Genomic DNA, 14,966 nt, shown 5'->3' with positions numbered 1-14,966 from the left:
GAAGTTTATTCATACAAGCTTTTTATTTTTATACCTGAATAATAATATTTTAAAATTCTCTGATACTTTTCTCCTCTTTTTGCCATTTCATTGGCACCATACTGACTCATTCCCAGTCCATTTCCTTTTCCAAGACAAATAATCCGAAGTTTTCCATCATATGGCTCTAAATAAAAATTATTGGATGCCAGATGAAACCATTCTGCCCATCTTTCACCTGATATTGTTAATGTCCCGGCCTGAACCTGTTTTACATATCCATTTCCTGTGGTCTTTTTAATAAGGATTCTTTTTTTCAGATCTTCCATTTTCATCTCGATTCCCTTTTTTTCTTTTAAAATTTCCCCAATCTTTCCATATGTAAATAATTCCACAGTTATATAATCCGGTGCTTCAACATCCTTTAGACTGTCCTTTGACCGTAAATAAGGAATTTTCTTCCCCATCCATTCTTCTGCTCCTAATGTCATTCCAACACTTACCCCATGATAATAAGGTTCTATTAATGTTCCTTTATAAGTTATAACATTCCCAAGAGTATTACTTACAACTCTTTTTCTTAACTGATCCATTGCCTGGTATTTTCTATTTCCTAATGCTTCCTTTAATTCCAGATTATCTTTCTCCTCATATGGCAGTTTTTCTGCCTGAATTTTTTTTTGATTTCCCATCCGTCTGATAATATCTGTACGAAGTATTACTACCTGAGCTTTCAATGTTTCTTCCTTATAATCCATGGAAATCTGTCCCGGAAGAATTCTTAAAAGATATGTTTCAAGATCTGTTTCCTTATTCTGGGAAATAATCTTATATTTACTGTTATATGTCTGAAAATCTACTATTTTATTCTTTTTTACTGTCATTGATACTGTTATTAAATATGGAATTGTAATAAATAAAAATCCAAGAAAAAGAACATACATCATTCTGTGCCTCATTTCTATCCCCCTTTTGTCCGTCTTACTATTTTATGTTACAATAAGAAAAAATATGAAAGGGGAATTACTATGAAATCACATTCATTTATCATTAAATCACCTCAGGGGCTTCACGCACGCCCATGTACTACTTTGGCCGCCGCAGCAAAGAAATTTGATTCTACTGTTACAATGACTTTTAACGGAAACTGTTTTGATGTATGCAATCCAATTTCACTTATGACTGCCTGTGTCGGCTGTAACGATGAAATAATTTTATCTGTTTCTGGTAATGATGAAGATAAAGCCATGGAAGAATTCATCCGAATTATGAACGAAGAACTTGCAGAATAGCATTGTTGGATTCTGTCGGACTATGATATAATATTGAAGGATAACAAAATTCGTCAATTTTTTAATAAAGGAGTTGTCATGGATATACATGATCTTACTCTGCTCACAGATTTTTATGAACTTACCATGATGCAGGGTTATTTTAAAACCAAAAACGATGAAACTGTCGTATTCGATGTATTCTACCGGGAAAATCCTTCCGGTGGAAGTTATGCAATTACATGTGGTCTTGATCAGGTTATTGACTACATCAAAAATCTGTCTTTTTCCTATGAAGATATTGATTACCTTCGCGGACTTGGGATTTTTGATGAAGACTTTCTTGAATATCTTGCAGGATATCATTTCAGCGGAGATATTTACGCAATTCCTGAGGGAACTGTAGTTTTTCCTATGGAACCACTGTTAAAAGTTGTCGCCCCGATGATGGAGGCACAACTGATCGAAACTGCAGTGTTAAATATCATCAATCATCAAAGTCTTATTGCTACCAAAGCAAGCCGAGTTGTCTATGCTGCCGGCGGCAAAGGAATTATGGAATTCGGATTACGCCGTGCCCAGGGTCCTGATGCCGGAACATATGGTGCAAGAGCCGCTATGATTGGCGGCTGCGATGGAACTTCCAATGTTCTTGCCGGTAAACTGTTTGATGTTCCTGTTCTTGGAACTCATGCCCACAGCTGGATTATGAGCTTTGATGATGAATATACTGCCTTTCGTGCCTATGCAGATCTGTATCCTGAGGCATGTACTCTTCTGGTTGATACCTACGACACTTTACGTTCTGGAATACCAAATGCAATCCGCGTTTTCCGCGAACTTAAAGAGGAAGGTCGTACTCCTGCACGATACGGAATACGTCTTGACAGCGGTGATTTAGCATATTTAACAAAAAAAGCAAGAATAATGCTGGATGAAGCCGGATTCCCCGACGCAGTAATTGCAGCATCTGGAGACCTGGATGAGCATATCATTTCCAGTCTGCTCCATCAGGGTGCTCCTATTACATCCTGGGGTGTAGGCACAAAACTTATTACATCCTCAGACTGTCCTGCTTTTGGGGGTGTCTATAAACTTGCCGCTTCTAAACATAAGGATGAACCTGATTTCACTGCTAAAATCAAGATATCTGAAAACCCTGTAAAAATTACAAATCCGGGAAATAAAACTGTTTTCAGAATATATGATAAAGAAACCGGGAAAATTCGTGGGGATTTAATATGCCTCTCTGATGAAGTTTATGATTCATCTTGTGATCTTGTGATTTTTGATCCTCTGGCAACCTGGAAAAAATTGAGAATTCCTGGTGGAACCTACCAAATGAGGGAACTTCTTGTTCCAGTTTTTAAAAAAGGACAATGTTTTTACGAAAGTCCTTCTGTTATGGAGATTCGCAGCTACTGTCAACAGGAACTGAATTCTTTGTGGGACGAAAGCAGACGTCTTGTGAACCCGCAGGAAGTTTACGTTGATTTATCTGTTCCTCTGTATCAGTTGAAGAATCAGCTTTTAGATCAGAAATCTAATTAAATTCTAAAATATTTTTAATATTTGAAGGGAGAAACTAATGATTCGTTTTTTTGCCGATATAATCTATCTGTTTTTTTTCCTGACATTAACGGCACCTTTGTATCCTTTGTTCAACCACTGGAACAAAACCGGTCGGTCACATAAACGTTCCAAAATGGCTCAGCACATGGTTATGAATGCTTTTATCCGCTGTCTGCGTCTTGCTGGAACAAATCTGATCGTTGAGGGAAGAGAAAAAATTCCTTCTGACACTGCCGTGCTGTATGTTGGAAACCATAGCAGTTATTATGACATTTTATGTGGATTCGTTGCCACTCCAACCGGTGCCGGTTTTTTTGCAAAGAAAGAAATGGAAAAAATTCCATGTCTCCGTCACTGGATGGAATTTATCAATTGTCTGTTTTTAGACCGTAAAAATTTAAAGGAAGGTCTAAAAACCATGAATGTTGGAACACAATACCTGAAGGATGGATTTTCCATGGTAATTTTCCCTGAAGGAACAAGAAGCCAGGATGATGATCCTCATGCCTTTAAAGAAGGCAGCCTTCGTCCTGCCTTAAAGGCCAATGTTCCTATTGTTCCCATGGCTATCTCCGGAACTGCAGACATTCTGGAAAACAACCGGCTTTATACTGTAAAACCTGCAACTGTTCATATCACATTTGGTGATCCAATTTATCCTGATGAAATAGATCGTGCATCACAAAAGCATCTTGGTGCATTTATTCGTGAAGAAATTATCGAAATGCGAAAAAAACATAAGACAATTGAAACAAAAGATGATATAATGTAGGATGTTGAAAATTTAACAGGAGGAAAAAGAATAATGAAAATATGGTTAATTCTTTTAATCGTTGGAATAATCATCGCTGCTATATTAGGTATTCTGTATTACTATGGTAACAAAATGCAGAAGAAACAGGAAGAGCAGAGAGCTCAGCTGGATGAGATGGCACAGACTGTTTCCATGCTTGTCATAGACAAGAAACGTATGAAGATTATGGATGCAGGCTTTCCTAAAATGGTTACTGACAATATTCCAAAGCGCGCAAAGATGTCTAAAGTACCAATTGTTAAAGTTAAAATTGGTCCTAAGATTACTCCACTTTTATGTGACGAAGCAATCTTTGATGATGTTCCTGTAAAGGCTGAAATTAAGGCTGTTGTAAGTGGAATTTATATTACAAGTATCAAAAATCTTCGTAATGTTGCACCACCTGAACCAGAAAAGAAAGGTATTCGTGCAAAGCTTGCAAAAAAGGGCGCAGAATATATGCGCAAACAGTAATACATTCCTAACAGAAAATACCGGAATCTCCATTACCATGAGATTCCGGCATTTTTATTTACGTTCTTCTATTTTAACAATCACATGACCTTTTTCTGTCTGAATATAACCAATTCTTAAATACTGACCATCTCTTTTTATATAACCTCCCTGGGTGGATGGCAGATGGTATCCAAACTTCTTAATGAATCTGTCTCCATAAGAAAAATGAACACCCTTGATATCAAAACTTTCTTCTTCCATATCTTCCTTATCCTCGCCTCCAACAGAAGCAGGAACAAAGTTTTCCACATAACCTTCAATTGTCTGATATTTTCCCTGTTTATAAGTATGAATAATCTGCATATAGCCAAAAGTAAAACGCAATGCAGCAATAGCACAAATAGTCAGACAAACTGCTGAAAGCAGCTTAAAAAAAGGTTTCTTGGCAAAAAGAAGAAGTAATGCTCCAATAAAACCTAAGATTGCAAATGGTACAACCCAATGTACCTGTATGGTAAAATTACTGGCTTCATACAATAATTTCATTATATTACCCTCCATCTATTTTCCGCAATAGGACAACACTTCTGAAAAATTCATCGTGCCTCCAAATAAATCCAATGCACTTCCTATGGTTACATCAATGCGGTTCTCTCCATATTTTTTTAATATTTCCAAATCCTCAAAATTACGTACACCACCGGCATATGTAACAGGATTTCCCTGATACTCTGCCAGAATACTGACTAGTTTCTGATCAATTCCCTGGGCTTTTCCTTCCACATCTACTCCATGTATCAAAAATTCGTCACAATACTGTTCCAGCTGCTTTAACAGATCAACTGTAAGCTGTTCTCTGGTAAACTTCTGCCAACGATCCGTTACAACAAAATAGCCTTCATCCTTTTTTCTACAGCTTAGATCAAGTACTATATGTTCTTTTCCAACCGCCTGTGTCAAAGCATCCAGACGGTCAAAACGAATCTCTCCATTTACAAATACAAAAGACGTCACAATTACATGAGATGCTCCTTTTTTTAAAAAATAAGCTGCGTTTTCATCTGTTATTCCTCCGCCTACCTGCAGACCTCCTGGAAAAGCTTCCAGTGCCTTTACTGCTTCTGCACGATCAGCTTCATAATAGTCTGAATCCTTTGCATTAAGTAAAATAATATGTCCACCTTTTAAGTTATTATCATTATATAGTTTACCATAAAATCCTCCATCATGCACAGATACAAAATTTTCCTGTGCCCAGTCCCCCTGATCCAGCAGGCTTCCCCCGACGATTTGTTTAACTTTTCCATTGTGAATATCAATACATGGTCTGAATCTCATAATAATTTCATGCTCCTAATAATCTGTCATTTCAAGCAGTTCAAATGCTTCTCCGGAAGGTTCTACCTTAAAACTGCGCTTCTCATTGGTAACTGGATGGCAAAAGCTGATTCTTGTGGCATATAATCCAATTTCTTTATATTTCTTCTTTGTTTTCTGAAACAATGGATTATATTTGGTGTCACCCCATATGCCAAATCCTCTGGATGATGTCTGTACCCGGATTTGGTGATGCCTTCCTGTAAGAAGATGAATCAGACAATAAGTGTATTTCATCTTCTTGGATTCCATCATATCAATAACTTCATAATCCAATACAGCTTCACGGGCACCTGGTGTTCCCTCTTTTACCACCTTAGAAACATTCTTACGTTCATCCTTTAATAAAAAATCCCGAAATGTGCCTTCATCTTCAGGCAGCCAGCCTGTTAATACCGCCTGATAATCCTTTTGAAACTGATGGTTTCTGATCTGCTCGCTTAAATTAGCTGCTGCCTCTTTTGTCCTGGCAAATACCATAACCCCGCCTACCGGACGATCCAGCCGGTGTACCACATATAACTCCGGTTCATTAGTTCCTTTTTCTTCAAAAAACAGCTGATTTTTTAGCTGATGAAGCAAATCCATATCTCCTGATTTGTCACTTGCCGTAGGCATGCCTTTTGGTTTCACACAAACCACAATTGCTTCATCTTTATATAAAACTTCAATCTTCTTCTTTCTCATAAACTATACCTACATTTTAAATCGATATCCTACTCCCCAGATAGTTTCAATATACTGAGGTTTTGATGTATCCATCTCAATTTTCTCCCGGATTTTTTTAATATGAACAGTAACGGTTGCAATATCTCCCAGTGACTCCATATCCCAGATTTTATTAAACAATTCCTCTTTTGTAAAGACCCTGTTTGGATGGCTGGCCAGAAAAGTCAGAAGATCAAATTCCTTGGTGGTAAATATTTTTTCTTCATCATTAAGATAAACTCTTCTTGCTGTTTTGTCGATTTTCAATCCGCGAATCTCAATGACATCATTTACATCCATCTGATTATTTACCAGTCTCTGATAGCGATTCAGATGAGCTTTTACTCTGGCAACCAGCTCACTTGGACTAAATGGTTTTGTAATGTAGTCATCTGCTCCAAGGCCAAGTCCCCTGATTTTATCAATATCTTCTTTTCTTGCAGAAACCATTAATATTGGAATTTCTTTTACAGCACGAATCTGCTTACAGATTTCAAATCCATCCACTCCAGGGAGCATAATATCCAAAATGACCATGTCATAATCATTCTTCAATGCCATCTCCATACCCTTTTTACCATCTGTTTCAATTTCAACTTCGAAGGAACTTAATTCCAAATAGTCTTTCTCCAGTTCTGCAATTGCAAGTTCATCTTCTACGATTAAAATTTTACTCATTTTCATTCTCCTTTGATTTATCCAGCACTTTATTCAATGTAAAGAATATGGTTGTTCCGGCACGTAATTTACTCTCTGCCCAAATCTCGCCACCATGTTCTTCTATGATTTTTTTACATATAGATAATCCCAGGCCACTTCCCCCTGCAGAATTTCTTGACATATCTGCCCGATAAGTTCTTCGGAAAATATGAGGCAGATCCTCCTTAGAAATTCCAATTCCATTATCCTTAATCTCAATCTGCACTTTCCGGTCAAATTCTGTCAAAGTGATACTCACCTTTCCTTTGGCCTTATTATTATATTTACACGCATTATTGATAATATTATTAATGACCCTCTTTAACTGCTCAGGATCTGCCGTAACTGTGGTGTTAGCTGAACAGTAATTTCTATATGAAAACAGCATTCCTTTCTGTTCCAAATCAGCTCCGATTTCATCAACGCAGTCTTTAAAATATGCATTTATATTAATCTTTTCAAAATTATAAGGAATAATATTGGAATCAATCTTTGAATAAAGGGATAATTCATTGATCAGCACATCCATATCATTTGCCTTGTTATAAATGGTCTTGATATAACGATCCATCTTTTCCGGAGTATCTGCCACACCATCCATAATACCTTCCACATACCCTTTAATAGCTGTAATCGGGGTTTTCAGGTCATGAGAAATATTACTGATCAGATCACGATTCTGTTTTTCATAGACCATTCTGGCATCAATAGAATCTTTCAGCTCTGCCCGCATTTCATTAAAGGCATCGCATAATTCTCTGACTTCTTCACCACCGCTGTATATCACAACGTCATTATCAAGATTTCCATCTTTAATTCGCTCTGCTCCTGCCTTTAACTGACGAATCGGTCCCACAAATTCCTTATACATGAACCAGGAAAGAAAACTGCTGGTTAAAATAAGAACTCCCAGAACAGCAAAAAATACCTGTATGATCATATTCTTATAACGTGGAAGAACTGTTCCCAAATCTGTCATAATAAAAACAGAGCCTTTTCCACCATCCTGATATTCAAAATCCTGTTGTTTTACCAGATAATTCCCTGGTTTTCCGACGAAAAAGCCTCTGTCCTGGTCACTTCCACCACTTCCGTACTCTGGCAGTTTAGTCTCCAGTTCCGGATCACTATCAGCTTTTCCTCTGTAAACAATACTTCCATTCTTTCTGACGATCAGATAGGAATCTTTATCTGAGAGCTTATGATTTATCATCTCCAGATATTTCTGGTCTTCAAATACTTCCGGCTGAATCAATGCCTTCTTTTCAAGTTCTTTGAATATTCCTTTTGTGGAATTATTCATAGTCTTTAACGGATTCACGACCCGTTCAAAGGCATCTTCTGTCACTTCAGTATCTGTCATCCGCACATAGCCTACACTTAAAGCAGCGATTGATACTATCATTGCAAAAAACGGTAGTACAATCGCTGGCAAATAGATTAATCGAACTTTATTCACTGCTTTCATTCTTATAATTGCTCCCTTTCTGTCCTATACATATATTTTACCATAGGGGAGAAAAAAAGAAAGAATTTGTACGATTTTTTATTTAATTTTTATAAACATCTTCTATTGAAGTTTCCTGCAATTGTTATGCTTCCATCTGTTTCAGAATATAATCTAAAAGTTCATCTGCAACCTGATTTTTGGTTAATTTCGGAAGCTGTTTTTCTTCATTTCTGGTAATAAAAGTCACCACATTGGTATCTGTCTTAAATCCGGCACCTTCTTCTTTGAGATTGTTTGCCACAATCATATCAATGTTCTTTTTTTGCAGTTTCGCTCTGGAGTTTTCAAGCATGTTCTGAGTTTCCATGGAAAATCCGCACAAAAATTGTCCTTTTTTCCGCTGAACTCCCAATGTTCCCAGAATATCTTTTGTACGAACCAGAGATATGCTCATATCTGCATCTTTTTTCTTTACTTTCTCATCACTGACTTCTGCCGGAGTATAATCAGCAACTGCTGCTGCTTTTATGATAATATCCTGCTGGTCCTTTTTCTCAGTCACCGCTTTATACATATCAGATGCACTGTTAACCGGAACAACATCTACAAACATTGGCGGTTCTAAAGATGTCTTTCCTGTTACCAATGTGACTTCTGCTCCTCTTAACATTGCTGCCTTGGCAATTGCATACCCCATTTTTCCTGAAGAGTGATTAGAGATAAAACGAACAGGATCAATGGCTTCAATGGTAGGACCTGCTGTAACCAGGACTTTTTTACCTTTCATGTCTTTCTTCATGGCAATTTGTCTTTCAATATGAGCTACAAGCACTTCCTCTGAAGGCATTTTCCCTGCACCTGTAGTACCACATGCCAAATGTCCGGAATCAGGTTCAATGATTTCATAACCAAATCTTCTTAATTTATCCAGGTTATCCTGCAGGATTGGATTTTCATACATTTTGGTATTCATTGCCGGAGCGATAATGACAGGTTTTTTACATGCCATCACTGTTGTGGAAAGCATATCATCTGCGATTCCTCCTGCAATTTTCCCAATAATATTGGCAGATGCAGGAGCAATCAACATAACATCTGCTTTATCTGTCAAAGAAACATGTGCAACATGGAACTGAAAATTCCTGTCAAATGTTTCCACAAGACATTTGGTATTGGTCAGGCTTTCAAATGCAATGGGATTAATAAAATTTGTGGCATTTTTTGTCATGATAACATGGACTTCACATCCACGTTTTACCAACATGCTGGCCACATTTGCCATCTTATAAGCAGCAACACTTCCAGTTACTCCTAATACAACTGTTTTCCCTTTTAACATATTCTTCTCCTACATATCTTCCAGTCGTCCATGTCTTTCATAATTTGTACAACGGGAAATCTGATTATCATCATCTACAAATACAACTTTAGGTTCAAATGTTTCTGCTTCCTCTGGAGTCATATCAGCATATGCAATAATAATGATTTTATCTCCGGTTGCAACACATCTTGCAGCCGGTCCGTTAAGACAGATCATACCACTTCCAGGTTCTCCCGGAATTGTATAAGTTTCAAAACGACTTCCGTTATTTACATCTACAATATGTACATGTTCATATTCCAGAATACCTGCCGCTTCAAGGAGTACAGGGTCTACGGTAATACTGCCTACATAATCAAGTTCTGCCTGTTTCACAGTGGCTCTGTGAATTTTTCCTTTTAACATACTAATGTTCATTTTCTGACTTTCTCCTTATTTCTGAATATTAATTAATGTATTATCAATTAGTCTTGTTTTTCCAATATATACAGCCATAGCAAGCATACATTCTCCATCCAGTGTTTCAACCGGTGTCATGGAAACTGCATCTACTGCCTCTACATAATCAATCCTGGCCAACGGCTCAGTTTCAATATTTGCTTTCATTGCTGCAATAACTTTTGCTGCATTCTTTTCTGTTGCTGCCAGCTCTTCCCCAAGTTTAATAGTTTTGGATAAAATCAGAGCTGCCTTTCTTTCTTCTGGAGACAGATAGGTATTTCTGGAACTTTTAGCCAGTCCATCTTCCTCACGGACAATCGGACATCCCACGATATTAATATCCATGTTTAAATCCCGGACCATACGGCGAATAACTGCCAGCTGCTGTCCATCTTTCTGTCCAAAATACGCATTATCCGGTGTTACGATATTAAATAATTTGTTTACTACAGTACAAACACCACGGAAATGTATTGGTCTTGTTTTTCCACAAAGCCCTTCTGTTAATCCAGTCATATCCACAAAAGAACAGAAATCCTTTTTATACATTTCTTCCGGTTCCGGATGGAAAATCAAGTCGACTCCTGCTCCTTCACACAATTTAGCATCGTGTTCTAAATCTCTTGGGTATTCTGCAAGATCTTCTGTTGGTCCAAACTGCATTGGATTTACAAAAATACTAACAACTACTTTGTCGTTATTTTTTCTTGCAGCTTCCATAAGACTTCTATGTCCTTCATGAAGATATCCCATGGTTGGAACAAGTCCTACTGTCAGTCCCTGTTTCTTCCATTCCTTTACCTGTTCCCTTACCTCTTTTACTGTTTCAACAATTTTCATTGCATTTCTCCTTATATTTCATTACTTCTAGTACAATTTTTCTATAATATCATCGCTGATGGCATATGTGTGCTCTTTTGCCGGAAATGTGCCATCCTGCACTTCTGTCATATATTGTGCAACAGCATCTTTCATAATATCTCCAACCTGAGCAAACTGTTTTACAAATTTAGGAACAAAATTTCCATACATAGATAACATATCCTGATATACCAGAACCTGTCCATCACAATCTGCTCCTGCGCCGATTCCAATAGTCGGAATATGAAGTTTCTCTGTAATAATAGATGCCAGTTTTGCAGGAATTCCTTCCAAAACAACCATAAATGCACCTGCTGCTTCTACAGCCAGAGCTGCTTCAATCAATTCCTGTGCTGCTGCTTCACTTTTCCCCTGTACGCGGAATCCGCCAAAAGCATTTACAGACTGTGGAGTCAGACCAATATGTGCACAAACAGGAATCTGCGCTTTCACGATTGCTTCAATCTGAGGACATACGTCTTTTCCACCTTCCAGCTTTACAGCTGTACAACCGGTTTCTTTCATAATACGTCCTGCATTTACAACTGCATCATATACAGATGTATGATATGACAAGAATGGCATATCTACTACGATCAGGGCCTCTTTTGCACCACGGACAACAGCTGCTCCGTGATGGATCATATCTTCTACGGTTACTGGAATTGTTGAATCATAACCAAGCATTACCATTCCAAGAGAATCTCCAACTAACATTGTATGAATTCCAGCCTCATCAAACAGCTTTGCTGTTGAATAATCATAAGCTGTCAGCATGGAAATCTTTTCACCGTTATCTTTCATTTTTTGTAAGGTACTCACTGTTTGTTTCATTTTTCTTCCTCCAATAATTGCTTCATATCTGCATAATCTGTTTCCGGATGCTTATCCTCTGCAATTTTAATGATTTCTTTCGTCAAAGCCTTATAGGTATCCATTTCCTGAGAATCAAGCACATCTAAATGTTTTTCCAGGGTTCCCAGATCATGACGTTCTACCGGTCCGGTAAGAGCCTTCATGGTACCTGTTTCAAAAATATTATTGAGATTTTGTAATGCTAAAGGCTTAATAGCACATAGTGCTTCTTCTTTACTAAATCCGCATTTGCTTAAAAGTCCCATGGACTGGTTTATAAGTCCTACCATCAGGTTTGATGCAAATACCGCAGCCGCATGATATCTTGCTTTGTCTTCTTTTTGCATTGGTACAAATGTATTTGGACATTCATGCAGCATTTTCAGAAGCTTTTCCATATGGTCTTTATCACCTTCAACCGTGAACAGTGCCTGCTTCAGGTCATCATATGCAGTTTTCTTACTTTTAAATGGAAACATTGGATGAATAGAATAACCGTATGCACCGGTTTCTTCAATCCCAGAAAGAACAGCGGAGCTTAAAGATCCGCTACAGTGACAGATATACTTTCCTCTTATCGGAAAAGTTTTAATCTGTTTCCAGACTCCTTCAATCGCATCGTCTGGTACCGTTAGAAAAAGAACATCACACATTGTTAACATTTTGTCAATCCTGCCAATATGTGTTGTATTGCATTGTTCTGCCGCTTCACCTGCTGATGCTTGTGTGCGACTATAGAATCCCACAACGGGAATATCATTGTGTACAAAGTAATCTCCAAGGGAACAGCCTACCTTGCCAGCCCCGATAAATCCTACTTTCATACATTATCACCTACTTTCGTCAGGTGATGTTCTAATTATAACCGGTATGATTTCTTTCAAGAATACCATCCAAGTGGTACTATATCACTGTATATACGAAAAGGCAAGTATTAAATGGGATACCAGACCTATTTTTGTTATTTTTTTGACAAATCATTTTAAAAAGAAAAGACCCTTTCGAGTCTCTTCCATTTCTTCTACTGATTATTTTCTGTTGCTTCTTCGAATTTTCCTCTGTATCTTTTTGTCAAAGTGTAAATTGTATCTTTCAATTCATCTGTAAGCTGTTCTGTCTTAACGCGCCATTCCCAGTTATCTCCCACAGTAGATGGTGTATTAATCCGTGCTTCACTTCCAAGTCCCAGATAATCCTGTAAAGGAATGATAACCATATCACCTTTGCTTTCCAGAGCAAGAGAAATCAAATCAAGATTAACTTTTCCTGTGCGTTCAATAGTACTATGTGACAGATAATGTTCCAAAAAGTTTTTATCATCCTGTGATAATGTCTCATACCATCCTTCTACAGTATCATTATCATGAGTACCTGTATAAACCACACAGTTTTCAGAATATTTATGCGGAAGGTAAATACTGTCATCCCATGCACCAAAGGCAAACTCCAGTATTTTCATTCCTGGATATCCTGTATCCTTTAATAATTTATGGACTCCATCTGTTAAAAAGCCAAGATCTTCTGCAATAACCTTTTTATCTCCCAGTTCCTGTTTCATTGTTTCAAAGAAATCATATCCCGGACCTGCTGCCCATTCTCCATTAACTGCTGTTTCATCCTCAGCAGGAATTTCAAAATATTCATCAAAACCGCGAAAATGATCCAGTCGAAGTACATCATATAACAAGAAATTATGAGAAAGGCGTTCCATCCACCATTTATAGCCTGTCTTCTTATGGTATTCCCAATCGTATACAGGATTGGACCATACCTGTCCATCTTTTGCAAAAGCATCTGGAGGACATCCTCCAACAACCGAAGGCTCTCCATCTTCTGTTACTTTAAATAATTCTTTATGATTTTTAAAAGCAGTCCCTGATAATGCAACATAAAATGGCAAATCTCCAATAATTTCAATTCCTTTATCATTGGCATAGGCTTTAAGTTTCAACCATTGCTTCAAAAAGACATACTGGCCAAATTTAAAATACCCTTCTTTACATTCCGGTTTCTGTTCCATCATAAATGCATCATATTCATCCAGCCAATGTTTATTGTCTTCAACAAATTTCTTAAAATCTGTATCAGGCTTAAATCTGGTATAGGCCTTTCTTAAAAGCAGCCTGCGGCTCTTATGTACATTATCATAATTAACTTTACCTGTATTCTCTTCTTTAAACTCTTCTATTTCTTCATTCGTTAATAATCCTTCTTCTACAAGCTGCTCCAGGTCTATATATAATGTACTTCCTGCAAAACTTGAAAAAGAAAGATAAGGGGAATTCCCCGCTCCTATGGTTCCCAAAGGTAAAATCTGCCAGTATTTCTGTCCTGAATCTGCCAGAAAATCAACAAAATCATACGCTTCTTTTGAAAAACATCCTATTCCATAAGACGACGGTAAACTAAAAATCGGTAACAATATTCCACTAGCTTTCATTGAATTCTCCCTTTAACTACATTTACAGATAACATTATTTTTTATTATATCACACTTTTTGTTATAGAGAATGGTTAAAATCTTGTACAATTCACTATATTTGATGTTTTTTCAAAATCAACCGGATGGCTTCATATAAATGAGGCTTTAATTCCTGTACAGATACTGGCTGTCCCGTGAGAATAGAGCTGTAACAACATCCACTTACCAGTTCGATGATCATATAGATCATTACTTCCGGCTTATCGAATTTGTGTCCTGAATCATTCAACAGTTTCATATATATATCATAAATATTTCTCTGAGCATCATCGATTGGATCAACAAGAGAATTTTTAAACATTCCCCAGCCCAAATGTTTTGAAATCAATTTTAGTAATGTAGGATTTTTCTCCAGTTCATCGATGATCTGATCGATCAGAAAAATAATCTGATCTTCAAAAACAGGAATTTCTTCTTCTTGAAGACGATTGTATGCCTTTTTAAAAACTTCTGCAGATTTAAAGGCAATCAGTTTATAACGAATATCTACCTTATCTTTAAAATATAGATAAAAGGTTCCTTTTGCCACACCTGCTTTATTGGCAATATCTGAGATAGACGTTTTATGAAAGCCGTTCTGTGTAAATAGGGCATATGCTGTATCCAATAACGCTGTTTGCTTTCTTTTCTTTTTTTCCTCAACTTTCTTCAAAGAAATCCTCCTTTCTCTTCTTTTTATTAAGTATATCTCAAAATGGGCA

Annotated in this window: 17 protein-coding genes; 4 read left to right on the top strand and 13 right to left on the bottom strand. The window is 37.2% G+C overall.

Features of this window, described 5'->3' with window-relative positions:
* Nucleotides 1–5: 5 nt before the first annotated feature.
* The gene (locus BHF70_RS10000; RefSeq protein ID WP_075760087.1) at nt 6–938 is read right to left on the bottom strand and encodes a SpoIID/LytB domain-containing protein; all 933 of its coding nucleotides are present in this window, start codon (nt 936–938) and stop codon (nt 6–8) included.
* 69 nt (nt 939–1,007) lie between these two features.
* Here BHF70_RS10000 and BHF70_RS09995 point away from each other — a divergent pair, with 69 nt between their 5' ends.
* From BHF70_RS09995 to BHF70_RS09980, 4 genes are all read left to right on the top strand, one after another.
* Entirely contained in the window at nt 1,008–1,271 is a 264-nt protein-coding gene (locus tag BHF70_RS09995; protein WP_075760086.1) for an HPr family phosphocarrier protein, read from the top strand.
* A 78-nt stretch (nt 1,272–1,349) separates the two neighbouring features.
* Nucleotides 1,350–2,801, top strand: coding sequence for a nicotinate phosphoribosyltransferase (locus BHF70_RS09990; RefSeq protein ID WP_075760085.1), 1,452 nt, complete (start codon nt 1,350–1,352; stop codon nt 2,799–2,801).
* A 37-nt stretch (nt 2,802–2,838) separates the two neighbouring features.
* Nucleotides 2,839–3,594, top strand: a complete 756-nt coding sequence (locus tag BHF70_RS09985) for a lysophospholipid acyltransferase family protein (protein WP_075760084.1) — start codon at nt 2,839–2,841, stop codon at nt 3,592–3,594.
* A 33-nt stretch (nt 3,595–3,627) separates the two neighbouring features.
* Nucleotides 3,628–4,089 (top strand): hypothetical protein, encoded by a 462-nt coding sequence (locus BHF70_RS09980; RefSeq protein ID WP_075760083.1) that lies wholly within the window; start codon nt 3,628–3,630, stop codon nt 4,087–4,089.
* 54 nt (nt 4,090–4,143) lie between these two features.
* Here the strand turns inward: BHF70_RS09980 and BHF70_RS09975 are convergent, their stop codons facing one another.
* The 12 genes from BHF70_RS09975 to BHF70_RS09920 all read right to left on the bottom strand — a co-directional run bounded on the left by BHF70_RS09975 (nt 4,144) and on the right by BHF70_RS09920 (nt 14,917).
* Nucleotides 4,144–4,617 carry a hypothetical protein gene (locus BHF70_RS09975; protein ID WP_230973640.1) on the bottom strand — a complete coding sequence of 158 codons (474 nt, stop codon included), beginning with the start codon at nt 4,615–4,617 and terminating at the stop codon, nt 4,144–4,146.
* 15 nt (nt 4,618–4,632) lie between these two features.
* Entirely contained in the window at nt 4,633–5,409 is a 777-nt protein-coding gene (gene hisA, locus BHF70_RS09970) for a phosphoribosylformimino-5-aminoimidazole carboxamide ribotide isomerase (RefSeq protein ID WP_075760081.1), read from the bottom strand.
* A 15-nt stretch (nt 5,410–5,424) separates the two neighbouring features.
* Nucleotides 5,425–6,135, bottom strand: coding sequence for an RluA family pseudouridine synthase (locus tag BHF70_RS09965; RefSeq protein WP_075760080.1), 711 nt, complete (start codon nt 6,133–6,135; stop codon nt 5,425–5,427).
* 9 nt (nt 6,136–6,144) lie between these two features.
* Nucleotides 6,145–6,834, bottom strand: a complete 690-nt coding sequence (locus tag BHF70_RS09960; protein WP_075760079.1) for a response regulator transcription factor — start codon at nt 6,832–6,834, stop codon at nt 6,145–6,147.
* Nucleotides 6,827–8,323: a HAMP domain-containing sensor histidine kinase gene (locus BHF70_RS09955; protein WP_075760078.1), complete on the bottom strand. Its 1,497-nt coding sequence runs from the start codon at nt 8,321–8,323 to the stop codon at nt 6,827–6,829. The genes BHF70_RS09960 and BHF70_RS09955 overlap by 8 nt, the downstream gene beginning before the upstream one ends.
* 124 nt (nt 8,324–8,447) lie before the next feature.
* Complete coding sequence (gene coaBC, locus BHF70_RS09950; RefSeq protein WP_075760077.1) at nt 8,448–9,644, bottom strand: bifunctional phosphopantothenoylcysteine decarboxylase/phosphopantothenate--cysteine ligase CoaBC; 1,197 nt, start codon at nt 9,642–9,644, stop codon at nt 8,448–8,450.
* 9 nt (nt 9,645–9,653) lie between these two features.
* Nucleotides 9,654–10,043, bottom strand: a complete 390-nt coding sequence (gene panD, locus BHF70_RS09945) for an aspartate 1-decarboxylase (RefSeq protein WP_075760076.1) — start codon at nt 10,041–10,043, stop codon at nt 9,654–9,656.
* Between the two features lie 15 nt (nt 10,044–10,058).
* A complete protein-coding gene (gene panC, locus BHF70_RS09940) occupies nt 10,059–10,907 on the bottom strand; it encodes a pantoate--beta-alanine ligase (protein WP_075760075.1) in 849 nt (282 codons plus the stop codon).
* 27 nt (nt 10,908–10,934) lie between these two features.
* Nucleotides 10,935–11,762 carry a 3-methyl-2-oxobutanoate hydroxymethyltransferase gene (gene panB / locus BHF70_RS09935; RefSeq protein ID WP_075760074.1) on the bottom strand — a complete coding sequence of 276 codons (828 nt, stop codon included), beginning with the start codon at nt 11,760–11,762 and terminating at the stop codon, nt 10,935–10,937.
* A complete protein-coding gene (locus tag BHF70_RS09930) occupies nt 11,759–12,607 on the bottom strand; it encodes a Rossmann-like and DUF2520 domain-containing protein (protein WP_075760073.1) in 849 nt (282 codons plus the stop codon). Before BHF70_RS09930 ends, panB begins: the two co-directional genes overlap by 4 nt.
* A 197-nt stretch (nt 12,608–12,804) precedes the next feature.
* Nucleotides 12,805–14,223, bottom strand: coding sequence for a 4-alpha-glucanotransferase (gene malQ, locus BHF70_RS09925; RefSeq protein ID WP_075760072.1), 1,419 nt, complete (start codon nt 14,221–14,223; stop codon nt 12,805–12,807).
* Between the two features lie 94 nt (nt 14,224–14,317).
* A complete protein-coding gene (locus BHF70_RS09920) occupies nt 14,318–14,917 on the bottom strand; it encodes a TetR/AcrR family transcriptional regulator (RefSeq protein ID WP_075760071.1) in 600 nt (199 codons plus the stop codon).
* Between the last annotated feature and the right edge of the window lie 49 nt (nt 14,918–14,966).

The organism is Anaerostipes sp. 494a, from assembly GCF_001940315.1.
GTDB lineage: Bacteria > Bacillota > Clostridia > Lachnospirales > Lachnospiraceae > Anaerostipes > Anaerostipes faecalis.
This window is presented reverse-complemented; position numbering and strand designations above follow the sequence as displayed.